Origin of the sequence: Roseinatronobacter ekhonensis (assembly GCF_900499075.1) — a bacterium.
GTDB lineage: Bacteria > Pseudomonadota > Alphaproteobacteria > Rhodobacterales > Rhodobacteraceae > Roseinatronobacter > Roseinatronobacter ekhonensis.
Map to the genome: position 1 here is coordinate 17768 of NZ_UIHC01000012.1, position 24565 is coordinate 42332.

General features: G+C 63.8%; 27 protein-coding genes. 14 read left to right on the plus strand and 13 right to left on the minus strand.

The window, feature by feature from the left end; genetic code table 11:
- Window positions 1-28: 28 nt before the first annotated feature.
- Entirely contained in the window at window positions 29-229 is a 201-nt protein-coding gene (locus ROE7235_RS07880; RefSeq protein WP_121094363.1) for a hypothetical protein, read from the minus strand.
- 70 nt (window positions 230-299) lie between these two features.
- Complete coding sequence (gene trhA / locus ROE7235_RS07885) at window positions 300-980, minus strand: PAQR family membrane homeostasis protein TrhA (protein ID WP_183073401.1); 681 nt, start codon at window positions 978-980, stop codon at window positions 300-302.
- 149 nt (window positions 981-1129) lie between these two features.
- Between trhA and ROE7235_RS07890 the strand changes: the two genes are divergently transcribed.
- From ROE7235_RS07890 to ROE7235_RS07915, 6 genes are all read left to right on the plus strand, one after another.
- Window positions 1130-1744: a ribonuclease D gene (locus tag ROE7235_RS07890; protein ID WP_121094368.1), complete on the plus strand. Its 615-nt coding sequence runs from the start codon at window positions 1130-1132 to the stop codon at window positions 1742-1744.
- Window positions 1745-1749: 5 nt separating this feature from the next.
- Window positions 1750-2349: a hypothetical protein gene (locus tag ROE7235_RS07895; RefSeq protein ID WP_147434184.1), complete on the plus strand. Its 600-nt coding sequence runs from the start codon at window positions 1750-1752 to the stop codon at window positions 2347-2349.
- Window positions 2350-2363: 14 nt separating this feature from the next.
- Window positions 2364-2855, plus strand: a complete 492-nt coding sequence (locus tag ROE7235_RS07900; protein ID WP_245963908.1) for an LptA/OstA family protein — start codon at window positions 2364-2366, stop codon at window positions 2853-2855.
- A gap of 6 nt (window positions 2856-2861) precedes the next feature.
- Window positions 2862-3623 carry an LPS export ABC transporter ATP-binding protein gene (gene lptB / locus ROE7235_RS07905; RefSeq protein ID WP_121094374.1) on the plus strand — a complete coding sequence of 254 codons (762 nt, stop codon included), beginning with the start codon at window positions 2862-2864 and terminating at the stop codon, window positions 3621-3623.
- A 173-nt stretch (window positions 3624-3796) separates the two neighbouring features.
- Window positions 3797-4366 (plus strand): ribosome hibernation-promoting factor, HPF/YfiA family, encoded by a 570-nt coding sequence (gene hpf, locus ROE7235_RS07910; protein ID WP_121094376.1) that lies wholly within the window; start codon window positions 3797-3799, stop codon window positions 4364-4366.
- A gap of 78 nt (window positions 4367-4444) precedes the next feature.
- A complete protein-coding gene (locus tag ROE7235_RS07915; RefSeq protein WP_121094378.1) occupies window positions 4445-4909 on the plus strand; it encodes a PTS sugar transporter subunit IIA in 465 nt (154 codons plus the stop codon).
- Between the two features lie 300 nt (window positions 4910-5209).
- Here ROE7235_RS07915 and rpsA read toward each other — a convergent pair whose 3' ends face one another.
- The 4 genes from rpsA to ROE7235_RS07935 all read right to left on the minus strand — a co-directional run bounded on the left by rpsA (window position 5210) and on the right by ROE7235_RS07935 (window position 9219).
- The gene (gene rpsA, locus ROE7235_RS07920; protein WP_121094380.1) at window positions 5210-6889 is read right to left on the minus strand and encodes a 30S ribosomal protein S1; all 1680 of its coding nucleotides are present in this window, start codon (window positions 6887-6889) and stop codon (window positions 5210-5212) included.
- Window positions 6890-7138: 249 nt separating this feature from the next.
- Window positions 7139-7918 (minus strand): 23S rRNA (adenine(2030)-N(6))-methyltransferase RlmJ, encoded by a 780-nt coding sequence (rlmJ, locus tag ROE7235_RS07925; protein WP_121094382.1) that lies wholly within the window; start codon window positions 7916-7918, stop codon window positions 7139-7141.
- A 3-nt stretch (window positions 7919-7921) separates the two neighbouring features.
- Window positions 7922-8620 (minus strand): FG-GAP repeat domain-containing protein, encoded by a 699-nt coding sequence (locus tag ROE7235_RS07930; RefSeq protein ID WP_121094384.1) that lies wholly within the window; start codon window positions 8618-8620, stop codon window positions 7922-7924.
- Window positions 8620-9219, minus strand: coding sequence for a (d)CMP kinase (locus ROE7235_RS07935; protein WP_121094386.1), 600 nt, complete (start codon window positions 9217-9219; stop codon window positions 8620-8622). Before ROE7235_RS07935 ends, ROE7235_RS07930 begins: the two co-directional genes overlap by 1 nt.
- Window positions 9220-9377: 158 nt before the next feature.
- On the opposite strand from ROE7235_RS07935, the gene ROE7235_RS07940 reads away from it, so the two are divergent.
- Window positions 9378-10520, plus strand: coding sequence for a polysaccharide pyruvyl transferase family protein (locus tag ROE7235_RS07940; protein WP_121094388.1), 1143 nt, complete (start codon window positions 9378-9380; stop codon window positions 10518-10520).
- Here ROE7235_RS07940 and moaA read toward each other — a convergent pair.
- Window positions 10517-11521 (minus strand): GTP 3',8-cyclase MoaA, encoded by a 1005-nt coding sequence (moaA, locus tag ROE7235_RS07945; protein WP_121094390.1) that lies wholly within the window; start codon window positions 11519-11521, stop codon window positions 10517-10519. The genes ROE7235_RS07940 and moaA overlap by 4 nt on opposite strands.
- An 83-nt stretch (window positions 11522-11604) precedes the next feature.
- Here moaA and ROE7235_RS07950 point away from each other — a divergent pair, with 83 nt between their 5' ends.
- Window positions 11605-12087, plus strand: a complete 483-nt coding sequence (locus ROE7235_RS07950) for a D-galactarate dehydratase (RefSeq protein ID WP_121094398.1) — start codon at window positions 11605-11607, stop codon at window positions 12085-12087.
- A 25-nt stretch (window positions 12088-12112) separates the two neighbouring features.
- Here ROE7235_RS07950 and ROE7235_RS07955 read toward each other — a convergent pair whose 3' ends face one another.
- Window positions 12113-12955 (minus strand): hypothetical protein, encoded by an 843-nt coding sequence (locus tag ROE7235_RS07955; protein ID WP_121094400.1) that lies wholly within the window; start codon window positions 12953-12955, stop codon window positions 12113-12115.
- 153 nt (window positions 12956-13108) lie between these two features.
- Here ROE7235_RS07955 and ROE7235_RS07960 point away from each other — a divergent pair, with 153 nt between their 5' ends.
- The 3 genes from ROE7235_RS07960 to ROE7235_RS07970 all read left to right on the plus strand — a co-directional run bounded on the left by ROE7235_RS07960 (window position 13109) and on the right by ROE7235_RS07970 (window position 15714).
- The gene (locus tag ROE7235_RS07960) at window positions 13109-13963 is read left to right on the plus strand and encodes a TIGR00282 family metallophosphoesterase (RefSeq protein WP_121094402.1); all 855 of its coding nucleotides are present in this window, start codon (window positions 13109-13111) and stop codon (window positions 13961-13963) included.
- Window positions 13956-14864, plus strand: coding sequence for a DMT family transporter (locus ROE7235_RS07965; protein ID WP_121094404.1), 909 nt, complete (start codon window positions 13956-13958; stop codon window positions 14862-14864). Before ROE7235_RS07960 ends, ROE7235_RS07965 begins: the two co-directional genes overlap by 8 nt.
- A 76-nt stretch (window positions 14865-14940) precedes the next feature.
- Window positions 14941-15714 (plus strand): gamma-glutamyl-gamma-aminobutyrate hydrolase family protein, encoded by a 774-nt coding sequence (locus tag ROE7235_RS07970; protein WP_121094406.1) that lies wholly within the window; start codon window positions 14941-14943, stop codon window positions 15712-15714.
- A 5-nt stretch (window positions 15715-15719) separates the two neighbouring features.
- On the opposite strand, the gene ROE7235_RS07975 is transcribed toward ROE7235_RS07970, so the two are convergent.
- The gene (locus ROE7235_RS07975; RefSeq protein ID WP_183073403.1) at window positions 15720-16271 is read right to left on the minus strand and encodes a helix-turn-helix transcriptional regulator; all 552 of its coding nucleotides are present in this window, start codon (window positions 16269-16271) and stop codon (window positions 15720-15722) included.
- Between the two features lie 179 nt (window positions 16272-16450).
- Between ROE7235_RS07975 and ROE7235_RS07980 the strand changes: the two genes are divergently transcribed.
- Window positions 16451-17299, plus strand: a complete 849-nt coding sequence (locus ROE7235_RS07980; RefSeq protein ID WP_121094410.1) for a cytochrome c — start codon at window positions 16451-16453, stop codon at window positions 17297-17299.
- Between the two features lie 84 nt (window positions 17300-17383).
- Here the strand turns inward: ROE7235_RS07980 and bchO are convergent, their stop codons facing one another.
- The 4 genes from bchO to crtA all read right to left on the minus strand — a co-directional run bounded on the left by bchO (window position 17384) and on the right by crtA (window position 21745).
- Window positions 17384-18256 (minus strand): alpha/beta fold hydrolase BchO, encoded by an 873-nt coding sequence (gene bchO, locus ROE7235_RS07985; protein WP_121094412.1) that lies wholly within the window; start codon window positions 18254-18256, stop codon window positions 17384-17386.
- A 3-nt stretch (window positions 18257-18259) separates the two neighbouring features.
- Complete coding sequence (locus tag ROE7235_RS07990) at window positions 18260-19981, minus strand: magnesium chelatase subunit D (RefSeq protein ID WP_121094414.1); 1722 nt, start codon at window positions 19979-19981, stop codon at window positions 18260-18262.
- Window positions 19982-20042: 61 nt separating this feature from the next.
- Window positions 20043-21044 (minus strand): magnesium chelatase ATPase subunit I, encoded by a 1002-nt coding sequence (gene bchI / locus ROE7235_RS07995; RefSeq protein WP_121094416.1) that lies wholly within the window; start codon window positions 21042-21044, stop codon window positions 20043-20045.
- Window positions 21041-21745 carry a spheroidene monooxygenase gene (gene crtA, locus ROE7235_RS08000; protein WP_121094418.1) on the minus strand — a complete coding sequence of 235 codons (705 nt, stop codon included), beginning with the start codon at window positions 21743-21745 and terminating at the stop codon, window positions 21041-21043. Before crtA ends, bchI begins: the two co-directional genes overlap by 4 nt.
- 131 nt (window positions 21746-21876) lie before the next feature.
- Between crtA and ROE7235_RS08005 the strand changes: the two genes are divergently transcribed.
- Together ROE7235_RS08005 and crtB are read left to right on the plus strand one after the other, a co-directional pair.
- A complete protein-coding gene (locus ROE7235_RS08005; RefSeq protein WP_121094421.1) occupies window positions 21877-23421 on the plus strand; it encodes a phytoene desaturase in 1545 nt (514 codons plus the stop codon).
- The gene (gene crtB, locus ROE7235_RS08010; RefSeq protein ID WP_121094423.1) at window positions 23418-24452 is read left to right on the plus strand and encodes a 15-cis-phytoene synthase; all 1035 of its coding nucleotides are present in this window, start codon (window positions 23418-23420) and stop codon (window positions 24450-24452) included. Before ROE7235_RS08005 ends, crtB begins: the two co-directional genes overlap by 4 nt.
- The last annotated feature ends 113 nt before the right edge of the window (window positions 24453-24565 follow it).

The window sequence follows — 24565 nt, forward strand, 5'->3', positions numbered from 1 at the left end:
GACATTCGCCCTAAGTGCGAAGGAAATGCTAGCGCCCTTCGGGAAGGGTCCGGCGCAGGATGCGGGCGGCCTTGCGCGTCGCGCAGCGGCTGACACGGCGGGTTTCGCAGGCTTCCTCGTTATCGTGGCAGATGCGCGAAAGCGCCTTGCAGGCCAAGGCCGCGATCACAGCATTATGGGACAAGGCCGGGTCGCCATACAGACGATCAAAGCTGGTGTCATCGAACATTGGCCGCCCTCCCGTGCAGAACAGTAACGCCGACCCTAACACGAGAATCACCTCTTGTGGGTGATCTGAATCAAATTTCGATCAACTGCCCCCACCGCGCGACCAGCAGCCCCAGAATCGCGGCGTAGATCATCAGGCTGGCCAGCAGCACGCAGACATGCCAGATCGCGTAGTGATAGCGCAGGCGCGTGGCCAGATAAAACACCACGCCCAGCGTATAGACGGCACCAGCGGCCAGAATCAGCGCCAGACTGGCGGGCGGCAGGCTGCCCCAAAGCTGCGGCAGGATGGCCACGCCAGCCCAGCCCATACCCAGATAGAGGGCGATTCCAAGCGCGCGGAACCGCACGGGCGAATACAGCTTCAGCACAACGCCCGCGCAAGCGGTCAGCCAAAGTGCCGTCACAAAGCCCAGCCCCTGTCCGGGAATCAGCGTCAGCGGCGTGTAGCTGCCCGCAATTTTCAGAAAGATCGCGCTGTGATCCAGACGCTGAAATAGCCATTCAAGCCGCGCGCCACGCCACAGGTTGAAAAGTGCCGACGCCCCGATCATGGCCGCAAGCGCCACGCCGTAAACGGCAGTCGCCCATAAAAGGCGCATATCCCCGCCTTGCCGCGCGACCATGAGTGCAAGCACAACAAGCGCCGGAACCCCAAGACCCACCAAGACCAGCCCTGCAACATGGATCGTTGCGTCCAGCCGGTATTCGGCGGGCGAATAACTGTCGCGATGATCCAGCATCCAGCGCATGGGCATTCCCTTCTACATACAGGCTAGCGCGCAAACATGTCCTGACCATGACCCCGGCAAGGCAGGCGCGGCGGCGGGTGTGCCTTGATTTTGGCCGCAATTCCCCATAGCGGGGTAAAGCAGGCGCACGCAAAGGATACGCAGGGTCAATGACGATACATCTTTACAAGGACGATCTGCCCGACGGGCTGGACCTGGGCGCGACCGTCGCCATTGATTGCGAGGCGATGGGGCTGAACCCGCATCGTGACCGTCTGTGCGTGGTGCAACTGTCGGGCGGGGATGGCAACGCCCATCTGGTGCAGGTCTCCTTGCCGCTGAAACCCGCACCCAACTTGTGCCGCCTGCTGGCCGATCCGAACGTGGTCAAGCTGTTCCATTTCGGGCGCTTCGACATTGCGCTGCTGGCGCATAGCTACGGTGTGACCTGTGCACCGGTCTATTGCACCAAGATCGCATCCAAACTGGTGCGCACCTATACCGACCGCCATGGGCTGAAACATCTGCTGACGGAATTGCTCGGGGTGGATATTTCCAAACAGCAGCAAAGCTCTGACTGGGGCGCGGACACCCTGACAGACGCGCAGCAGACCTATGCCGCGTCGGATGTGCTGCATCTGCACCGGCTGCGCGATGCTCTGGACGCAATGCTAGCCCGCGAGGGCCGACTTGATCTGGCGCAAGCCTGTTTCGATTTTCTGCCCACACGCGCCAAGCTGGACATTGCGGGCTGGCCCGATACCGATATTTTCGCGCATACATGAGCAGCTTGCGCCAGACAGCCTCGCGCCTGTTGCGCCTTGGTCTGCCGCTTAGCGCGCTTGTGCTACTCTCGACCATTTTCCTTGTGTCGCGCAATGTTGACCCCAACAGGGCCGCCGCGCTGTCCGACCTGGACCTTGCCCAGATAACCCGAGAGCCGCGCATCGCCACCGCCCGTTTTGCGGGCGTCATGGACGATGCGACCACGATCACCGTCTCTGCGGATGCCGTGCGATCCTTGGGCGCCGCCGAGGAAGAGGCACCGCTGGATCTGTCCTTTGCGGCGCCCGACGGAGAGTTGCAGTTCCCGAATGCCAGTCATGCCAGCTTTCGTGCCGACACCGCGCGGCTTGACCAGCGCGCGGGGCGATTGACCGCCGAAGGTCCGGTAACGCTTGAAAACTCGGATGGATACATTCTGCAAATGGGCGGAATGGAGGTGGCCTTGGACCAGACCCGACTTGTCGGCACCGGTGGCGTGCAGGGGCAGGCTCCGGCGGGTGATATTCGCGCCGATGCGTTGGAACTGACCCGCTCGGGCGGGGCGGATGGCGGATATTTGCTTGCCTTTACGGGCAATGTCAGGCTGTTATACATCCCGCAATGACCGGAGGAGCAGCGTTGCACAAATTTGCACATATCGTCGCGGTAGTGACACTGGTCGCCGGCACGTCATCGGCCTTTGCACAGGGCACCAGCCTGTCGTTTTCGGGGCTGAACGCGGTGCGCGGCGAACCCGTCGAAGTGCGCTCCGACAACCTGACCGTGGATAACAGCACCGGCGAAACCACGTTTTCAGGCAATGCCGTTCTGGGACAGGGCGATATGCGGCTTGCCGCCCAAACGATCACCGTGGTCTATACACCCGGCGACAGCACGCGCATCACCCGGATGGAAGCGTCTGGCGGCGTCACGCTTGTGACCGCGGTCGAAGCCGCCGAAGCTGCAAACGCAGTGTATGATCTTGACGGCGGCACCGTGCAGATGAGCGGGTCTGTCATCCTGACCCAAGGCCCGAACGTGCTGTCGGGCGACCGGCTGACGGTCAATTTGCGCAGCGGGCAAGGTCGCCTTCAGGGGCAGGTGCGCACCATTATCCAGACCGACCGCTAGGCACGCATGACAGAGCTGGCCGAGCACGATGCGCTGGACGTATCCAACCTGCAAAAAAGCTATGGCAAGCGCGTCATCCTGCGCGATGTGTCGCTGCATGTCGAACCGGGCGAAGTGGTCGCACTGCTGGGGCCGAACGGCTGCGGCAAGACCACCTGTTTCTATTGCATCGCGGGCATCGTCAAACACGAAGGCGGCACCGTTTACCTGAACGGCGAAGACGCGACAGGGCTGCCGCTGTTTCGCCGCGCCCGCATGGGGCTGGGCTATTTACCACAGGAAATGAGCATCTTTCGCGGTCTGAGCGTGGCACAGAACATTCTGGCCGTGCTGGAAATACGCCTGCAAGACCGCGCTGAACGCGCGCGCCTTCTGGACCAGCTTCTGGACGAATTCTCCATTGGGCATCTGCGCAATTCGCCCGCCCTTGCGCTGTCAGGCGGCGAGCGGCGCCGGGTCGAGATTGCGCGCGCACTTGCCGCCAACCCCCGTTATGTCCTGCTGGACGAACCCTTCGCGGGCGTGGACCCGATTGCAGTGGGCGAAATCCGGGCGCTGGTGGCCGATCTGAAAACCCGTGGCCTTGGCGTGCTGATCACCGACCACAATGTGCGCGAAACCCTCGCCATCGTGGACCGCGCCTATATTCTGCATGACGGCACCGTGTTGCGCGCGGGCACACCTGCCGAAGTGGTGGCGGATGCCGATGTACGCCGCGTCTATCTGGGGCGCGATTTTCAGCTGAATGAGGCGCAGGACGCGGACTGAGTTTTCGGCCCTTCGCATCACCCATACGTTGACAAAGCCCCCCCATCTGTCGCCAAATACCCCACAAGGTCCATGGCAGACGGGCAGCGCAGAACCGCCCAGTTGCCCAGACAGAGCAGAATGACCCAAGAGGGGCAGCTCCGGCCCGCCCCCATAACACGAAGGAGTGGCCCATGCGCTACCAGATCAGCGGCAAGCAAATCGACATTGGAGATGCGCTGCAAACCCATGTGAAAGCCGAATTCGGCGAGTTGGTCGAGAAATACCAGCAGCGCCCGACCGAGGCTGTGGTGGTGTTTTCCCGCGATGCGCATAACATGGTCTGCGAAGCCACGCTGCACCTGTCGACGGGTCTGACCGCACAGGCGCGCGGGCAGGCTGGCGAGATTTATGCCGCCTTCGAATCGTGCCGAGAGAAACTGGACAAGCAATTGCGCCGCTACAAGCGCCGCCTGAAAGACCACCATCGCGACCGCACCACCCCGGTTGAGTTCGGCGGCGCATCATCGTATGTGCTGGCGTCAAACGAGCACGAGTCGGCGGAAGAGCCCGAGACGTTGCAACCCATAATCATCGCCGAGATGGAGACCAAGATCCCCTCCCTCTCTGCCGGAGAAGCCGTGATGCAGATGGAATTGAGCCATGCACCCGTTCTGGTTTTCCGCAACGAGCGCCATGGCGGCCTGAATGTGGTCTATCGCCGCGATGACGGCAATGTCAGCTGGATCGACCCGCAGCAATAACTGACCCGCAAGACCCCGCCGCGCCATGGGCCTTGCGCCCCGGCGCGGCAATTCATTTCACCCGATCGGAGACAGCCTATGCAGATGTCACAGCTTCTGGATGCAGATGCCTTGCGGGTCATCAGGTCGGCCACCAGCAAGAAACGGCTGTTCCAAACCTTGGGCGAAATGGCGCAATCGGTCTACGGGCTGTCGGGCAGCGCCGTGGTAGAGGCGTTGCAGGAGCGCGAGAGCCTTGGGCCGACCGGCGTGGGGCACGGCGTGGCGCTGCCGCATGCGCGGCTGGACGGCGTGGACCGCGTGCTGGGCGTGTTCCTGAAACTGGACCGCCCGCTGGATTACGGGTCGGTCGACAAAAGCCCGGTCGATCTGGTCTTTGCGCTGTTTGCGCCGCGCGATGCCGGGGTGGACCACCTGAAAGCGCTGGCATTTGTGTCACGCACCCTGCGCAACCCCGCCATCTGCGAGAAACTGCGCGCCAACGACGAGCCTGCGAAGTTTATCGAGATCTTGTCGAGCGAGGCGGCGACGAAGGCGGCTTGAGAGCGCGTCGTTTCACGCCGTGAGGGCAGCTCCCGACCGCGGGTGGGCGCTCTCTGACACTTGTGGTCAGCGCTTTATGGCGAAATCTCTCCCCACGCCAAGCCCTGCTCAACCGCTACCAAAGCGCCCGCCCTCGGGGCGGTCGGGCGCTGCCCGGGCCGCGCAAGCGCGGCTGTTAACCGGGCTCGGGTAGGATTTGACGTGCAACCGCAGCAATGCAGGGAACGCCATATGTTCCGCTCCAAAGAAAAAGGCCGCAGCTTTCGCTGCGGCCTTTCTCATTCCTATCCACCGATATGATCAGTCGCGGTCCTTGAGCGCGGCGCCAAGGATGTCGCCCAAGCTTGCGCCTGCGTCCGACGAGCCGAACTGTTCCACGGCCTCTTTCTCTTCCGCGATCTCGCGGGCCTTGATCGACAGGCCCAGACGGCGGGATTTGGCATCGACCGAGGTGACACGCGCGTCGACCTTGTCGCCAACCTGAAAACGCTCGGGGCGCTGGTCGGCCCGGTCGCGGGCCAGATCGGAGCGGCGGATAAAGGCCTTCATGTCGTTATAGATGACCTCGATGCCGCCATCCTCGATCGAGGTGACTTCGCAGGTCACGATCGAGCCGCGCTTCACGCCTTCGACAGCTTCCGAGAAGTTGTCATTGGCCAGCGCCTTGATCGACAGCGAAATGCGCTCTTTCTCGACATCAACCTCGGAGACCACCGCCTGAACGATATCGCCCTTGCGGTATTCCTGGATGGCATCCTCGCCGCGCTGGTCCCAGCTCAGGTCGGACAGGTGCACCATGCCGTCGATATCGCCGTCCAGACCCACGAACAGACCGAATTCGGTGATGTTCTTGACCTCGCCCTCGATCTGGGTGCCGGTCGGGAAGTTCTCTGCGAACTGCTCCCACGGGTTGCGCAGGGTCTGTTTCAGGCCCAGCGACACGCGGCGCTTGGCGCTGTCGATCTCCAGCACCATGACTTCCACTTCCTGCGAGGTGGAGACGATCTTGCCGGGGTGCACGTTCTTCTTGGTCCAGCTCATTTCCGAAACGTGGACCAGACCTTCGACACCGGCTTCCAGCTCTACGAATGCGCCGTAATCGGTGATGTTGGTCACGCGGCCCTTGTGGACGGATTCCAGCGGGTAATCACGCTCGACCGAATCCCACGGATCGGCTTGCAGTTGCTTGATGCCCAGCGAAATGCGGTGGGTTTCCTTGTTGATCTTGATGACCTGCACCTTGATAGTTTCACCGATGGTGACAACCTCGGACGGGTGGTTGACCCGGCGCCATGCCATGTCGGTGACGTGCAGCAGGCCGTCAACGCCGCCAAGGTCAACGAACGCACCGTATTCGGTGATGTTCTTGACCACACCATCGACCGTCTGACCTTCGGCCAGTTTGGCGATGACTTCGGCGCGCTGTTCGGCGCGGCTTTCTTCCAGAATGGCACGGCGCGACACGACGATGTTGCCACGGCGACGGTCCATTTTCAAAATCTGGAACGGCTGCTTCAGCCCCATCAGCGGGCCTGCGTCGCGCACGGGGCGCACATCGACCTGAGAGCCGGGCAGGAAGGCCACGGCACCGCCCAGATCGACGGTAAAGCCACCCTTGACGCGGCCGAAGATCGCACCTTCGACGCGAGCCTCGTCGGCATAGGCTTTTTCCAGCTTGTCCCAAGCAGCTTCGCGGCGGGCCTTGTCACGGCTGACAACGGCTTCCCCGCGCGAGTTCTCGACACGCTCCAGGAACACCTCGACAGCGTCGCCCACGGCGACAGAGGGGGCTTCTCCGGGATTAGCGAATTCTTTCAGTTCAACGCGGCCTTCCATCTTGTAGCCGACGTCGATGATGGCTTGTCCAGCCTCGATTGCGATGACCTTGCCGGTCACGACACTGCCCTCAGAGGGTGTGTCCATTTCGAGGCTCTCGTTGAGCATTGCCTCGAAGTCTTCCATGGTTGCTTTAGCGCACATACAGATCAGGTTCCTTTGTTCATGTTGCTGGCCAGACGGTTGACTCCGCCGGTCTTGGGTTGGCACCAGAGGCTAAATGCAGGCCGCGCGGGGAACACGAAAACACACAAAAGGCCACGCCATAGGCCCGGCCCTGTTCCAGTTACGCGAAAGGCACTGCAGCCCCTCTGATTGGGCGTGTCCATAAGGGGTCAAGGACGCTATGGCAAGGGTTTTGGGGCCGGAGATGGCGCAAAGATCGCGCGCGGGCTATAGGTTTTCCAGCAAATGGGCCACATGCGCCGCGTGCTCGGCCATGCCCCAAGGCGCGCGCAGCACCGCCATGCCCGACCCAACCATCCGGTGGCCGGGGCGCGCGGGCGAAAAGCGCGCTTCAAAGCAGGTAATATCCGGCATCTCTGCAAGCAGGCCCGCTTTGAGGGCATCGTGCGGGCCGTCCTGCAAGATCGGATACCATAGCACCAGGATACCCACATTCCATTTGCGCGCAATCTGGCCCAGCGCGCGCGGCAATGTGGCGTAGTCGGTTTTCACCTCATAGGACGGGTCGACCATCAGAACGCCGCGCCGGGGTGTCGGGGGGCAAAGCGCCTGCGCCATCTCCAGCCCGTCGCGTTTGTAAACCCGCGCGCCCTGCCCCGCCATGGCGCGGCCCAGCGCGTCATGCTCTGCCGGGTGCAGCTCTGCCAGCGACACACGGTCATGGCCCGATCGTAGCAGATGCGCGGCAATCAAGGGCGATCCGGGATAGGCTGACAGCCCGTGCGCGACCTGCGCCGCCGCCAGCGCGCGGCGATAGGGATGATCAGGGGCAAACAGGTCTGCGGCGCGGGCGATACCGGCCGCTGCCTCACCCGTTTTCAGCGCCTCTGGCGCGCCAAGATCATACAGGCCCCGCCCTGCATGGGTCTCTATGTAGCTTAGCGGTTTGTCCTTGGTGGTCATGTAGTCCAAAAGCCACGCCAGCAGCGCGTGCTTGTGCACATCAGCCAGATTGCCCGCGTGAAACCCGTGTTGATAGGACAGCATGGGTTAGTCGCAGCGCAGGCTGGCCGCGCCCGAATAAGCGCCCAGATCGCGCGACTGCAACCGTCCATCGACCAACCGGGTTGCCAGACTGCGCCGCCAAGCGCGGTCGGCAGTCACGATTTCCGGCCCTTGGCCGCAATCATAGATGCCGCCCTCTATGTCAGGCGCGCCGTAGCGGTGGTTGGTATGCCCTTCGGCACTGGCTACTGGTGCGACAATCCAGTCATCGCCCGCGCGCCAGACCGTGACGACCCGCAGCACCCGCGCGAGATGCGGGCGGTCCACATAGGCGATTTCCAGACGCCCGTCGCCGTCCAGATCGGCGATCCCCGCAATCGCCAGCCAGCGGTGGCGCGTGCCGATAGGCGGGTTCCAAGCAACGGGAGTCAGCGTGCCGCCGCGCAATGTCCAGATCATGATCTGCGCGCCTTTGTCGAACTGCGAGACCACCGTCACCACCTCTGGGGCGCCATTGCCATCCAGATCGGCCAGGCGCGGTGCGGTATCCTCGAACACCTGTCCTTCCAGCCGCACGCGGTGGGTGCCGCTGGTGCTGGTCACTTCAAGGCCGGAATACTCACCATCCGGCAGCGCCCCGTGACCGTATTCTGTACTCAGATCGACATATCGCGCCGCGGTGACGGTGCCTTGCGCCTGTGCCGGAACGGCCAGCACCACGAGCAGACAGATCGCGCGCCACATCAGCCGCGCTCCGCAAGACGTTGGGCGATAAAGACTTTCGCCGCTTCGATTGCTTGTGTCACCGTCATCTCGGTCGTGTCCAGCGTGATTGCGTCCTCTGCCGCCAGCATTGGCGCATCCGCGCGGCCCGCATCGCGCAGATCGCGGGCGCGGACCTGCGCCAGTACGTCTTCGTAGCTGCAATCCTCTCCGGCTTCCAGCCACCGGCGCCGGGCACGCGTCTCGGCACTGGCGGTGACGAACAGCTTCACCTCTGCGTCCGGGCAGATGACGGTGCCGATGTCGCGCCCGTCCAGCACTGCGCCGCCCTCGCGACGGGCAAACTCGCGCTGGAAAGCCACGAGGGCCGCGCGCACATCCGGCAAGGCGGCAACCCGGCTCGCCGCTTCGCCGGCATCGAGGCTGCGCAGACCATCGCGTGCCAGATCATCCGACGACAGGCTGCGCGCGGCCAAGATGGGATCACCGCCCTTCATGCCCACGGCCCGATACAACAAACCTGTGTCGAGATGCGCAAAGCCGAATTCGCGCGACACTGCCCGGCTGATCGTGCCTTTGCCAGCTGCGGCGGGACCATCTATTGCAACCGTGAAGTGCATGACTGTCGGGACTTTCCTGCTGTTCTGGTCTTGTTCGTTATCGCAGGCGCGGCACCTGTTGCAATGCCTGAAATGACCAGAATCCAAGCAGCATTGAAATACCCATCGCGATTGTATACCGCTTCGTGCCACAACGCCTTTTCACGAAAGCTGCGGCAATGACGACAATCGGTTTTCTGGGGAACCCGGCACGGTTGAAACCCGGGTCCAAGGATAATACCGGCAATATCGTGCATGGCCACGCCGCCCGGTCGATCTTTCGCAAGCCGCAGCCCCTCAGCAAGCTCGACGACCCCGAGACTGCAGCGCACGCGCGGCAGAATTACAGCCATCTGGCCTTCGTTGCCGCGACGATGCTGCATGTCAACAAAGTTCCCGGCTATATCGAGAGCCACGACCGCATGGCGGATTTTCTTGAAAAGACCGGCTTGCCTGTCGTGACCTTCGGTTTCGGGTGTCATGCAGCACTGGGGCAATCGCTGGCCAATGCAGAAGTGGACCCCCGCTCTGTGCGCTTGTTGCGGGTGATCGCTGACCTGTCGCAGTCCATCGCGGTGCGCGGCGCCTTTACCGCCGATCTGTGCCGCAAATACGGGGTTACGAATGTCGAGGTGGTCGGATGCCAGTCCGCCTATGCCGCAGGAATGGCGAACTGGAAACGCATGCCCAAGGTCGCGCAACGCCCAAGCGCCGCAGTGGGCCATCTATCCTACGGGCCGGATGAACGCCATGTGCTGGATCTGATCATGCGCGAGGGTGCCGATATCATCAGCCAAGGCAACCCTTTGGAACAGGCGATTGCGGGCGGGCAGCTGTCTTCAGTAGATTTCACGCGCGGTGCGCATGAATTCGGGGCGTGGCCCGAAGTGCGGACCTTGCTTGCAAATGGCCCAGACTCGGCGCGTAGTTATCATGCCTTCATCCGCGAGCGGTTCCATATTTTTTACGATGTCGAAACATGGATGGCCCATCTTGAACGGTATGATTTCGCGTTCGGCACGCGGTTTCATGGCAACATGATCGCGTTTCATGCCGGTGTGCCGGCGCTTTGGCTTGTCCATGACATGCGCACGCAAGAATTGTGCGAACATCTGTCCCTGCCCAAGATCGCCCATGCCGATATCGGACCGAACACTACGCTGGCGGAGTTGTCTGTACAGACGGATTACAGCGCCTTTGAAGCCGCCTTCCCCGCCAATCTGGCCCATTTCATGGCGTATCTTGACCGCAATCGAGTGACCGATCTGCTGCGCCCGGAATTCTTGCAGGCGGCGCGGGCCATCATCGCGCCATCGAACTAGCCGCCCGTATGGCTCATGTGGCGGGTCATCTGCCCGTCGACCGCCTGCCGCGAATAGTCGAAATCATGTCCCTTGGGCTTGCGTCCGATCGCGGCGCGGATGGCGTCTTCCAGCGGCGCATCGCTCTCAGAGGCCCGCAGCGGTGCGCGCAGGTCGGCCATATCCTCTTGCCCAAGGCACATATACAACTCGCCGGTGCAGGTCAGGCGCACGCGATTGCAGCTTTCGCAGAAATTATGCGTCAGCGGCGTGATAAAGCCGATCTTCTGCCCCGTTTCTTCAAGTCGCACATAGCGCGCAGGGCCACCGGAACGCTCGGTCAGGTCGGTCAGCGTATAGCGCTCGGCCAGACGTTCGCGCAGGTTCGACAGCGGCCAATACTGGTCCAGCCTGTCCTCGTTGCCCAAATCGCCCATTGGCATGACCTCTATCCAGGTCAGGTCCATGTCGCGGGCGGCGCAGAATTCTGTCAGGGTGAACAGTTCTTCCTCGTTAAAGCCTTTCAACGCAACCGCGTTCAGTTTCACGCGCATCCCCGCGTCTTGTGCGGCGTCAATCCCGTCAAGCACTTGCGCCAGCTTGCCCCAGCGCGTGACATCGGCGAATTTCTGATCATCAAGCGTGTCCAGCGACACGTTGATGCGCCGCACGCCGCACTCCGCCAACTCCCCCGCGAATTTGCGCAACTGGCTGCCATTGGTGGTCAGGGTCAGTTCCTTCAGCGCGCCGGTGTCCAGATGGCGGCGCATATTCTGAAAGAACGTCATGATACCCTTGCGCACCAAAGGTTCCCCGCCGGTTATGCGCAGCTTTTCCACCCCCAGCCGGATGAAGGTGGAACACATCCGGTCCAGTTCCTCCAGCGTCAGAAGCTCTTTTTTGGGCAGAAAGGTCATGTTTTCCGCCATACAATACACGCAACGAAAATCGCAGCGGTCCGTGACAGAGACACGCAGGTAAGAAATCGGACGGGCGAACGGGTCGATCAAGGGTGCGGACATGCGAAGAACCTAGTCAGCGACGGGGCCTACGGCAAGGCCATAACCGATTGTCGCGACGCGACATTGGTATTAGGGTCGGCACCATGAAACAAACTTGTTTGCTATTGCCGATTGTCGGGCTTGCGCTTGCCGGGTGCGGGGACGTTCCGTTCGGGTTCGGGACGGGCCCTGCCCCCGCGCAGAATGTCGTGGTGCAGCGCCCCGGCTCAGAGACATTGCGCCCCCCCGCCCGGCCCGGCGATGGGCGCGGCTTGGAACTGGGTGAAGACGGGCAAAGCGTCGGGGGGCTGAACGGAACCACGCCGCAGAATGCGGGCGGGGCATTGGGCGAAACGCTCGCCAGCCTTGGCAGCCCCACCGAACAAGGGCTCTGGTTGCGCACCGGTCTTGTGACACGCGTGCAGCAAGGCAGGGTGGAACAGGAAGATGGGGGCGGCGCGGTGCGCGTCGAATTGCGCCCATCGGGCGCGGCCCCCGGCGCGGGAAGCCAGTTGTCACTGGCGGCCTTCCGCGCGCTCGACGTGCCGCTCACCCAGCTTGTCACTTTGCGGGTGTTTGCAAACTAGGCGCGCCGGCGCAATGCCAACGGCGTCAGACCCAGATCATGACCGCGACCGCGAATGCCACAGCCACGGCCATGCGCTGGCCGCTGCGACGCGCTTGACCGCGACCAGCGCGCAGGCCAAGCGCCGCGCGCAATCGGGCCTGTTCGCGCAGTGCGGCATCGCTCGCGATCAACACCTCCAGAGACAGTGCGCGCGACCGCGTCCTGCTTGGGGCGAACGCAGAAGGACGTGCGGCCCCGCCGGTTGCGCCCGGTCGTGCGTAACGCGCCACCGGGCGCGGCACAATCGCGCCGGGAACCTGCTCTGTCCACTGGGCAGGGGCCTGTGCCAGCAGTTCCGCCGGGGTGAGCACGATTCGACTGCGAGACAACACAACCGCCTTTGGCGGCATGCAACGCATGACATGTCCGACAATGTCTGACAAAACCGCCTGCGAGGCGCCGTGGCTCACCCGCAATCGCAAGCAACCTTGATGGCGATACAGGAAAAACCCCAGCCGTCCCGCACCATGCGGTTTTCGTGTGGCCTTGGGCCGGTAGAACACGCCGCTGCGCCGATCAGGCAACCGGTCAGCCCCGAAAGCCAGCGCGACCCCGTCCACATCCATGCTGATTTGGCCGTCCTGCAACCCGGCGCGGTCCACGCGGTGCTGGCTGGCGCACATGGCGCGCAACAAAAACTGGAACGCCTCTATGTCGGAATGCGGGCGGGGCGTGTCATACAACAACAGCATATCGACATCCGCATGCGGCACGACCCGACCAACCGGCGCAGCCAGGCTGCGGCGCGGCGCGCCGGCCCGGTTCAACGCCAATGGCCCTGCCCAACTTGCGTCAGGTCTGGGCGGCTGCGTGAAATGCTCCGTCATGTGTAACCCATTCACCCAGCACTCAATATAGGGGTTTGAATGCCGCGCGTCGGGCCAAAAATACCAAGCATTTGAAGCAGCTTGCGCGACATGTTCCGACACGCGACAGCTTCGCTCTTGCCCCGCGCATGGATGCGCCCTAAGCCGTAGCCCATGAAACTGCTGTTCCTTGGCGATGTAATGGGCCGCGCGGGCCGGAATGCGATCACCGGTTGGCTGCCGGTGCTGCGCGCGGCATGGGCGCTCGACTTCGTCGTCGTCAATGGCGAGAACGCGACCGGCGGTGCGGGGCTATCACCCGATCACGCCAAGGCGCTGCTGGCAGCCGGTGCAGATTGCGTGACCTTGGGCGATCATGCCTTCGACCAACGCACCATGCGCGAATTCTGCGCGCAGGAACCGCGTATCATCCGGCCCCTGAACATTGCCAAGGCAGGGGCGCCGGGGCATGGAGCGCATGTGTTCGATGCCGGGCGCGGGCGGCGGGTTCTGGTCGCACAAGCCTTGGGCCAAGTGTTCATGAAACAACCCTATTCAGACCCGTTTTCAGCCGTGGAACCGGTGCTGCGCGCGCATCCGCCCGGCGGCAGGGTGCAGGCCAGCCTGATCGACATCCACTGCGAGGCGACCTCGGAAAAGACCGCCATGGGCCATTGGTGCGACGGGCGCGCCAGCGTCGTTGTCGGCACCCATACCCATATTCCGACGGCGGATGCACAAATCCTGCCCGCTGGCACGGCCTACCAGTCCGATGCGGGCATGTCAGGCGATTACGATTCGGTCATTGGCATGAAAAAAGACGAGCCCATGCGCCGGTTCATCACCGGAATGGCGCGCGCCCGTTTTGAGCCAGCCATGGGCGCACCCACGCTCTGCGGGCTGTATGTGGAAACCGACGACGCAACGGGCCGCGCCACCCGTGTCGAGATGGTGCGCGCGGGCGGGCGGCTGGCACAATCGGGGCCTGCGCCGGTAGACCTGCCGGACCTGCGCCGCACCGATGCCTGAGGACAGGTCTTGGCCACGCCCGCTGGCCTCTGCGGTTCTGATCGCGGCAGGTGTGCTATGGGGGTTGGGCGCGCCCTTCGTGCGCTATGCCCGGCTTGGCGGGATGGAGGCGTTCAGCCTTGTGTTGTGGCATAGCTTCGTCGGGCTGGTCGTGATCGGCGCCATTCTGGCACTGCGCGGGCGGCTGGCCATCCCGCGCGACGCGGCCTCGCTGCGGTTGTATCTGGCGGTCGGCGTGCTTGGCATTTTCGCGCCGCATATCGCGGGGTACTGGGCGCTTGGCTGGGTGCCCGCGGGGGTCCATGCATTGCTGACATCGCTGGTGCCGATTTTCGCGCTGGCCGTGGCGCTGGCGCTGCGCATCGAACGGTTCCGCCCCGTGCGCGCGCTGGGGCTGGCACTGGGGGCTGGGGCGATCGCGCTGATCGTCCTGCCAGAGGCCAGCCTGCCCCAAGGCGTGGCCATCGGCTTCGTGCTGGTCAGCGCGCTGGCACCTTTGTGCTACGCACTGGAATCGGCCTATGTCGCGCATATCAGCACCGCATCCGCCGGGGCGATGCAGGCGCTCTTCGGCGGCTCGATCATTGCTGTTGCGCTGTGCTTGGTCACGACATGGGCTGCGGGCCAGCCGCTTTTGCCTGACAGCGTCGACCTGCGGCTTGGCGCGGTTGCCCTGTCGGGCGCGGGGGGTGCACTGGCCTATGCGCTCTATGTCACGCTGTTGCGCCGCGCGGGCAGCCTGTTTGCCACGCAGGTGGCCTATATAGTCACGCTATCGGCCATGCTATGGGCCGTGCTGCTTCTGGGCGAACGCCCTGCCCCGACAATCTGGGCCGCAATGGTGCTGATCTTCGCCGGGCTGGCGCTTGTGCGCCCAAAGCACCGGCGAAACACGGTTTGACCCGTCAAAGACCTGCGCACCCTCTCGACCTTTGGGCAGGACTTGTTAGGTTATGGGTGTAACAACAGGATGAACCATGCGCAGACCCGTCATCGGCATTATCGGCAATTCTCATCTTATCAATGATGAATACCCCGCGCATGCTGGCGGTTCGATGAATTCCGAAGCCGTGTCGCATGTCTCTGGCGGTATTCCGTTGCTGGTGCCACCCGACCCTGCGCTGGTATCGGTCGAGGAACTGCTCGAAACCTGCGACGGGTTTTTGCTGACCGGCGGTCGGCCCAATGTTCACCCCGCCGAATACGGAGAGGCAGAAACTCCCGCGCATGGTGCCTTCGACCGCGCGCGCGACGCGATCACCTTGCCGCTGGTGCGCGCCTGCGTCGAACGCGGCCAGCCCTTCCTTGGGGTCTGCCGTGGCTTTCAAGAGGTGAATGTCGCAATGGGCGGCTCGCTGCACCCAGAGATCCGTGATTTGCCGGGGCGGATGAACCACCGCATGCCACCCGATGGCACACTGGAAGAGAAATTCGCCCTGCGCCACAGCGTGCGCTTTGCCGAAGGGGGCGTGTTCCACCGGCTGATGGGCGCGCCAGAGGTGATGACCAACACGCTGCACGGACAAGGCATAAAACGCGCGGGCGCACGCATCGTGATTGACGGGCACGCCCCCGATGACACGCCAGAGGCGTTGTATGTCGAGGGCGCGCCGGGCTTCACCCTGTCGGTGCAATGGCACCCCGAATGGCGTGCGGGCGACGACCCTGTGTCGCGCCCCTTGTTCGAGGCGTTTGGACAAGCCGCCCGCGCATGGGCCAGCGGCGCGCGCGAATGGCGGATCAGCGCCTGAGCCCGTCAGGCCTGCGTCGCGCCGAAATCCAGCAATTCATCCATGAACAGACCGATCAACTCGCTGCGGGTGCCAACCTTGGCTGCGCGGAAAATGGCGCTGACATGGGCCTTGACCGTGCCTTCGGCGCAGTTGCGCGCCGCCGCAATCTCGGACAGACGCAACCCGCGCAAAGTCAGCAGCGCAACATCGCATTGCGCAGGGGTCAGTTTCCACTGCGCGAACTGCTCCTGAATGATAGTGTCGAAGGCACCGCGCAAGGAACCAAGCTGCGCACGCAGCGCGTGGCGTTCCGCGTTCAGCTTGCGCATGACATGGCGGGTCACGGCCAGCCCGGTCAACACAAGCGCGACCATAACGATTTCCGCCATCAGATGATGCAGGTCGATCGCGGGCAACCCCGGCCAAAGGCGCGGATCGGGAAATTCCGAGTAAAGGTCGATCGCAAGGCCCGCCGCGCAGAGAAGCTGCACAAGCATCAGAACCCATAACATGCGCCGAATTCCGCCCAATCGCTGCGCCTGCGCCGACACTCGCACCGGTTGAACTGCGTTCATGGCCATACCCCTCCCTACCCGCTACACCTAAACGAAAGTCTCATTTCCCCATATCAGCAAGTATCCGCCTGATAATTGCTTTGACGCAAGTGATTTCATCGTCCCTGCTGAATGAGACATCGCGCCGCAGGTCACGGCTTGTGACACTTGGGTGGCGATTTCAAACTAGGGAGGAATTGATGACAAGGTTCAACTGTATACCACAGGTCGCGGCGTTGGCGACATTTGGCGCGCTTGCCTTCGCACAGGGTGCGCTGGCGCAAGTATCCGCGCCGCCGCAAGAGCATGGGCCCAACCAGCAATATTTCGTCCACGGCGCGCCACAAGTTCAATCCGAAGGCTGGACCATCGCCGCCGGGGGACGAATTTACGACAATTGGTGGGAAGCCCTTGACCGAGAGGACCCCGAGGGCACGAACCCCGTATACCCGGCCAGTGCCGAACAAAGCGGCCCCGGCACGTATCGGTGCAAGGAATGCCACGGATGGGACTACCAAGGGGCCGACGGCATTTACAGCAAAGGCAGCCATTTCACCGGCATCAAGGGTGTGATGGGTGTGTCGGGGATGCCGGCCGAGCAGATCATGCCCATGCTGCGCGACGCCAACCACCCCTACACCAAGGACATGATTACGGATGACGAAATTCTGCGCCTTGCCACCTTCCTGTCCAAGGGGCTGGTCGATATGCGCGGGTTCATCGACTACGACACCCGCTCGGTGATCCGCGGGTCAGGCGATCTTGATCGCGGGCGCGAGATTTTCCAGACCACCTGCGCAGCTTGCCACGGCTTCGATGGACGCGCATTGGATTGGGGATCTGGCGACGAGCACAATTTCGTCGGAACAGAGGCCGTCGAATTGCCGGACGAAGTGATGAACAAGATCTCGAACGCGCATCCTGGTGCGGCCATGATCAACCTGCGCGCCTTCTCGGTCGAGGATCGGATCAATGTCATGAATTACATTGCCACCCTGCCGACCGGCCTTGAAGATTATGAAGACGACGACGATGACGACAAAGGCTGATCTTCGCAGACAGCCGAACCAGGATGCCGCCAATGCAAGGGCGGCATTTTGCCATGCGAGCGAGATACGCGCCGCGCCGCGGGATCAGACCAACGAAACCGCGCCCTGATGCGACTGCAAGAATGGCAGGATTTGCGCGGCCACATCTTCGGGGGCCTCTTCATGCACAAGATGACCCCATCGCGGCAACGCGACATGGCGGGCGCGGGGCAGACGCTCGGTCGCCTCGACCGAGACGCGCGGCGGCACCGCCTTGTCGCCCGCCGCAGTAATCAGCAATGTCGGCACGGTGATTTGCGGCAGGCGTTCCAAGAGCGGTTCCAACTGCCATTGCGCCATCATGCCCAGCGTGCCCTCTATATGACGGGTGCGGCTGACAAGACGGCGATACATCTCGACGCCTTCGGCATCGAGCGGCGATCCCATGCCGGTCAACAGCTGCGCCACCTGCGGGCGCGATGACGAGAGTTTTGTGACCACCGCCGCCGCGAACGGACCGGTGGCCATTGCCCGCGCCAGTTTCGGAAAGAGCCAGCCCGCGAACCCGTCGAACGGTCCAAGGGCCGCGTTTATGCCCACCACAGCGCGGGGGGGACGGGGCATGATTTCGGCCATGCGCAACGCCACTGCCGCGCCCGCCGAATGCCCGATAATCGCGACCGGCCGCCAGTCCTGATCGGCACATAACGCGCCCAGATCGTCGGCCATCGCATCCAGCCCCATGCGCAAATGCCCGCCCGCGCGGGTGTAACCCTGCCCCGGCAGGTCCGGCGCGATCAGCCGGTAGCCGGGCAAGTGCGCCATCAGCCGGTGAAAGCTGTGGCCAGAGGCCGCGGCCCCGTGCAATAACAGCACATCCGGTCCCTGCCCCATGCTCTGCACATGCCAGACATGCGGCCGACAGCGGATCATCCGCGAGCGGTCGCGCATTGGCCAATCGGCGGGTAGCTCGTTCATCGCCTACCCCCCCAATGCGGCCCCGAGTGTTTGCGCCATGGCGCGCGCATCGGCGCGCGGCAAGGCAATCCGTGTCGCGCCCATCGCGGCGGACAGCTCGGACAACAACGGCTTGGGCCGCAGGCTTGTGTCGATCACCAGCGACGGGATCGCGCGCGCGGCAATGGCACGGGCCAGCGTGGTCGCATCCTCTCCGGCCTGCGCGCGGTTGGCGCTGCCGTCCAGCGCAATATTGCCACGCCCGTCCGTCAAAAAGGCCAATGTCGGCGACATGCCGCGCGCACGCGCCTGCAACGCGGCGTTCAGCGCGACCTGCATCGCCCCCGCCAACGGCGTGGCCCCACCACCGGGCAAGCCCGCCAGACGGCGCTTGGCCTGAACAAGCGAGCGTGTCGGCGGCAGCGCCAGTTCCGCCGTCTCACCGCGAAAGGTCACGAGTGCCACATGATCGCGGGCGGAATAGGCCTCTGCCAGCATAATCTCGACCGCGCCCTTGGCCTCTGCCAACCGCGCCACGGCGGCGGAGCCCGACGCATCGACCACGAAGATCAGCACACGGTCGGTGGGGTCCTGATAGCGTTTGATCCGGATATCATCGGGCATCAGCAGCAACCGGCCCGGCTGCGCGTCGGGGCGCGCGGACCGGCGCACGGCCTGCCACGGCGCGGCCTGCCGCAGGGTGGCGATCACATCGACGCGCGCGCCAGATCCGGGCTTGCCGGGGCGCGACGGGATGGGCCGGCCCCGTGCCAGCGATTTGCGGCGCGCGCCGGCGCCGCTGTTACCAGCCCCGGCCCGCGCGGCTTTGGCCGCTTGCAACCGCGCCAGCAGGCCGGGGGGCAGCGCCGAAAACGCAGCATCAATCAGCAGATCGTCCGGAATCTGAGGTTCCTGGCTGTCGCGGTCGCGCCCTTCTTCGGGATCATCCTCTGGCGGCTCTGGCGGGGGCGGCGTGTCATCCGGCGGGGCCTCTTGCGGCAGCGCGCGCGCACGCTGCGCCAGCACCAGTTCAACGGCCACGCGCAGGTCGTCCTCTGAAAGCTCTGTCACCCCGCGCCATGCGGCATGCGCCCGCGCGGCCATCAGCGCCAGCCAAGGTGCGCGCAAGCTGTCGATAGCAAGCCCGTGGGCCACACGGGTCAGTTGCTCCAACGCCTCTGCGGTCAGGGGAATGGTCGCCAGCCGCGCGCGCGCTTTCGCGATGCAAGGCATGTCCAGCGCCAGATCGGTGCTGCCGGACCAGCCGAACGCGTCGATGTCCAGAAACAACGCCAGCCGGTCGGACAGGGCTTGCGGCAAGCCCTCGCCCTCTTCGGCGGCCTCATCCAACGCGACCAGCGCCAGACCGGGCCGCGCATCGAGTGCCTGCCCCAGCCGCACCGACAGGCCCGGCGGGCAGCGTTCCGCCATGGTCAGCGTCAGAACCCCGTCACGGTTCAGCAAGCCCTCATGCCGTTGCAGAGTGTTGAGCGCGAGCGTCGCCGACAGGTCTAGGCCGCCGGACAGGGCATCCTCGGCCATGAACGGGTGCAGCTTGCGGGGGGCCAAAGGCGCAAGGGCCGCCAGCACCCTGTCGCGCACCGGCCCCGCACGCCCGCGCAACCACAACCCGCGCAATCCTGCCGGGTCCACCGCCAGCAGCACCAACGCAAGCCCGACCTGCGCCCAAGGATCGGGCGGCGGCGTGGGACGGTTCGGGCCGCTGGTGTCGTCGAACGGGGTCATGCAAGTTGCGTGGCTTGCAAGCGGCGCGACGTGAGTATTTGAGGCAAGATGAAAACACAGGTCATGGCAAGACCTCGGCCAGTTGGCGGGCGACACGCGCAGTAGAGCCCGCATCATCCAGCGGGTCGCGGCGCAGGCGGTGGCGCAGCGCCATGGGCGCGGCGCGGCGGATATGGTCGCGGGTCACGTCGGGGGCGCCCTCATAGGCCGCCAGCGCACGGGCGGCGCGCAGCAGCGTCAACTCACCGCGCAACCCGTCGGAGCCAAGCGCAAGACAGACAGACGCAACGTCATGCAGCACCACATTGCTCGTTTTCAGATCGGGCAAAGCGGCGCGCGCGGTCAGGATACGGTCGCGCAGGGCGGCATCTTCGGGCTGCCACTGCGCCATGAAAGCGGCATGGTCGTTCTCATACGCGTCGCGGCGGCGGATAACCTCTATGCGGGTGTCGATCTCTTTGGGGCTTGTCACCTCGACCGACAGGCCGAAGCGGTCCAGAAGCTGCGGGCGCAGCTCGCCCTCTTCCGGGTTGCCAGAACCGACCAGCACAAAGCGCGCAGGATGGCGTATCGACAGCCCTTCACGTTCAACCACGTTCTCGCCCGATTGCGCCACGTCCAGCAGCAGATCGACGATGTGGTCTTCCAGCAAATTGACCTCGTCGATATAAAGGTAGCCGCGGTTCGCGCGGGCCAGAAGCCCCGCCTCGAACGCCTTTTCGCCACGGGTCAGCGCGCGTTCTATGTCCAAGGCACCCGTCACGCGGTCTTCGGACACGCCCAAGGGCAGGTCCACGACCGGCGTGGGGCGCTCGACCAAAGCGGTGTCGGTAACTTGCGCCCAATCGGGGCAATCATCCGGCGTGGCAGAATTGCAAGGACACCCCGCAACAGATTGAATTGGCGGCAAAAGTGCGGCCAGCGCACGCACAGCGGTAGATTTGCCGGTGCCACGGTCGCCAAACACCAGCACGCCGCCGATTTTCGGGTCGATGGCGGTCAACACCATCGCGGTTTTCATCTCATCCTGGCCAACGATGGCGGCGAAGGGAAAAGGCGTCATGCGGCCTCCTGCTGAAGTGATCGTGCCAGAGGGTCGCGCCCCTGCCACGTGCCCGCCGTGCCGGTCAGGCGAAAACGGGCATAAAGTTCCTCGTTGAACCAGCCCTCGTCCCGCACGGCGCGAATGGCCTCTGCGTGGGGTCCACGACGGGCAAAGGCCGCCATGCTGGCCGTGTCGGGCCAGACCGAGAACGTGACCTGATGCAAAAGCGGCACCTCTCCGATGCCGATCTTGAACATAACATTGGGGTCGGCCCCGACCTTGGCGGAAATATCCGGCACCCGCCCCCAGAAGCGCAGCGCGCGGGCGGGTTTTACGGTGGCACGGGTCATGGCAGCGATCGGGCCTGTCACGTCGCCATGTGGCTGAAACGGCCTGACACCGGCCCAATGGCCGCGCACGGAGGCCGGTTCCATGAAAATGGTATAGGCTTCATCCGCGCGGGCCTGCCATGCCAAAAAAGGTTTATGTGCAAGCCCTTGGCGCGCGACCTTCATGTTATCCCAGGCCGAGAGGATCGCCCAGACACCCCAGTTCGGGCGCGGTGTGAACCCTTCGCCAGTGCCAGAGCCGCACAGCTTCCAGAATGCCAAGCCGGGCACGCGTGGCAAGACCAGCCGCGCAGCCCCCATCTGCCCCAGCACCCACAGGCGCGTGAGCGGGCTGTCAAACCGGAACAGGCTGAGCGTGACTGTCTGCATGGGTCGATTCCATCCTGAGACTTCGGATAAAGTCTGTCATAGCAAATAGACATAGTAAAGAAACAAATGTAAACCTTGATTGACACATCGGGCCGGTGTAGGCTGACACTAATGAAAAGGCACGGGACCCGATGATGACTGATTCTCACGCGCCGTCGCAGGCAATTGTCATAGGGGCGGGACTTGGCGGTTTGGCCAGCGCCATGCGCCTTGGGGCCAAGGGATATGCTGTCACGGTTATCGACAAGCTGGACCGTGTTGGTGGGCGCGGGTCGTCCATAACGCAGGGCGGGCACCGCTTCGACCTTGGTCCGACCATCGTGACCGTGCCGCAGGGCCTGCGCGATCTGTGGGCAGCTTGCGGGCGCGATTTCGACCGTGATGTCACGCTCAAGCCCATGAAACCGTTCTATGAAATCCGCTGGCCCGACGGGTCCAGCTTTCGGCTGCATGCCGACAAATCCGCGACGGAGGCCGAGGTAGAGGCGCTGTCGCCAGACGACCTGCCCGGCTTTCGCAAATTCCTGTCGGATGCCGAGGACCGCTACTGGTTCGGCTACGAGGACCTTGGCCGACGCCCCATGAACGAGCTGTGGGAGCTCGTGAAGGTGCTGCCGCGCTTTGTCTGGCTGCGCGCGGACCGGTCCGTCTATGCCCATGCCGCACGGCGGGTGCGCGACCCCCGCTTGCGCTTTGCGCTGTCCTTCCACCCGCTGTTCATCGGCGGCGACCCGTTCCGCGTGACATCAATGTATATCCTTGTCAGCCACTTGGAATCCGCCTTCGGCGTGCATTACGCAATGGGCGGTGTGCAGGCGATTGCAGAGGCCATGGCGAATGTCATCCGCGATCAGGGTGGCCAGTTGAAGATGTCCACGGAAGTCGATGAAATACTTGTGGAAAAGGGTCGCGCGGCGGGCGTTCGCTTGGTGGGCGGCACGCAGATCAAGGCCGATGTCACCATCTCGAACGCCGATGCGGGCCATACCTATACGCGGCTGTTGCGAAACCGGTCGCGCAAACGCTGGACAGATGCCAAGGTCAAGCGCCAGCGTTGGTCCATGGGTCTGTTCGTGTGGTATTTCGGCACCCGCGGCACGGCGAAGATGTGGTCCGATGTCGGCCATCACACCATCGTTGTCGGCCCGCGCTACCGCGAGCATATCAAGGACATTTTCATTCGCGGCAAGCTGGCCGATGATATGAGCCTGTATGTCCACCGCCCCTCCGTCACCGATCCGTCGGTTGCCCCGGATGGTGATGATACCTTCTATGTGCTGTCGCCCGTGCCGCATCTGGGCTTTGACAACGGGGTGGATTGGGCTGTCGAGGAAGACCCTTACCGTCAGAAGATGCTGGCCATGCTGGAAGAGCGCCTGCTGCCCGGCCTGTCCGACCGCGTGACCGAAAGCCTTGTTTTCACGCCCGAAACCTTCCGCGACCGGTATCTCTCGCCGCTGGGTTCGGGCTTCTCGATCGAGCCGCGCATCCTGCAAAGCGCCTATTTCCGCCCGCATAACGTGTCCGAAGAACTGCCGGGCCTGTATCTGGCCGGTGCTGGCACCCATCCCGGCGCGGGCGTGCCTGGCGTGATCGGCACCGCAGAGGTGATGGGCCAGCTTGTCCCTGATGCGCCCCGCCCCATGGCCCCTCCTTTGCCCATGGCCGCCGAATGAGCGCCGCCGCAGATATGGCCGAATGCCGCGCGGCGATCCGCACCGGGTCTTTGTCGTTTCACGCGGCGTCCAAGCTGTTGCCCGCGCGGGTGCGCGACCCGGCATTGGTGCTCTATGCCTTTTGCCGACTGGCCGATGACGCGGTGGACGAAGGCGCGGCCCCTGTGCAAGCGGTGCTGCACCTGCAAGACAGGCTTGACCGCGCTTATGCCGAGCAGCCATTCGATGCCCCCATCGACCGCGCTTTTGCCCGACTGATCGAAACACACGCCCTGCCCCGCGCCCTGCCCGATGCTCTGCTGGAGGGGTTGGCCTGGGATGCAGAGGAACGCACATATGCGACGCTTTCGGGCGTGCGCGACTATTCCGCGCGCGTGGCGGCCGTGGTCGGCGTCATGATGTGCGTGCTGATGGGTGTGCGCGACCGTCACCGGCTGGCGCGCGCCTGCGATCTGGGGCTGGCCATGCAACTGACCAATATCGCGCGAGATGTCGGGGCGGATGCTGCGCTTGGCCGCATCTACCTGCCGCGTGACTGGTTTGCCGAAGCCGGGGTCGACGCGGACGCGTTCCTACACAATCCCTCAGCAAGCCCCGAGATCCGCGCCATGACCGACCGGCTCTTGCGCGAAGCTGACCGGCTCTACCTGCGCGCCGAACCCGGCATTGCAGATCTGCCAATGGCCTGCCGCCCCGGCATTTTCGCCGCGCGGCATATTTATGCGGGCATTGGCAGCGCGGTGCGCGCGCGCGGATGCGACAGCGTCACGGGCCGCGCCCATACGGGCAAAACCCGCAAGCTGGGCTGGCTGGCGCTGTCGGGCCTGCGCGCGGGCCTCAGCACGATCCAGCCGCGCATGGCCACGCTATATGCAGCCCCTGCCACAGAGGTCGCTTTTCTGGTCGATGCCGCCGCCGGCATCTCACCCGTCAGCCGGTCCGACACGTTGATCGACGCACTCACGCGGCTGCGTGCCCAAGACATAGCGCGCCGCAATGCACAGATCGGCATGGACCAGCGCAGCGCTTGACCTATTTCTGAGCAACAACCAAGCAGACACACCGCGCCCGCAAGGGCGCCCCAGTAAAGGCTTGCCCCCGCTAGGGGGCACTATTAGGTCAGTTCCACTTGGCCAGAAAAGGT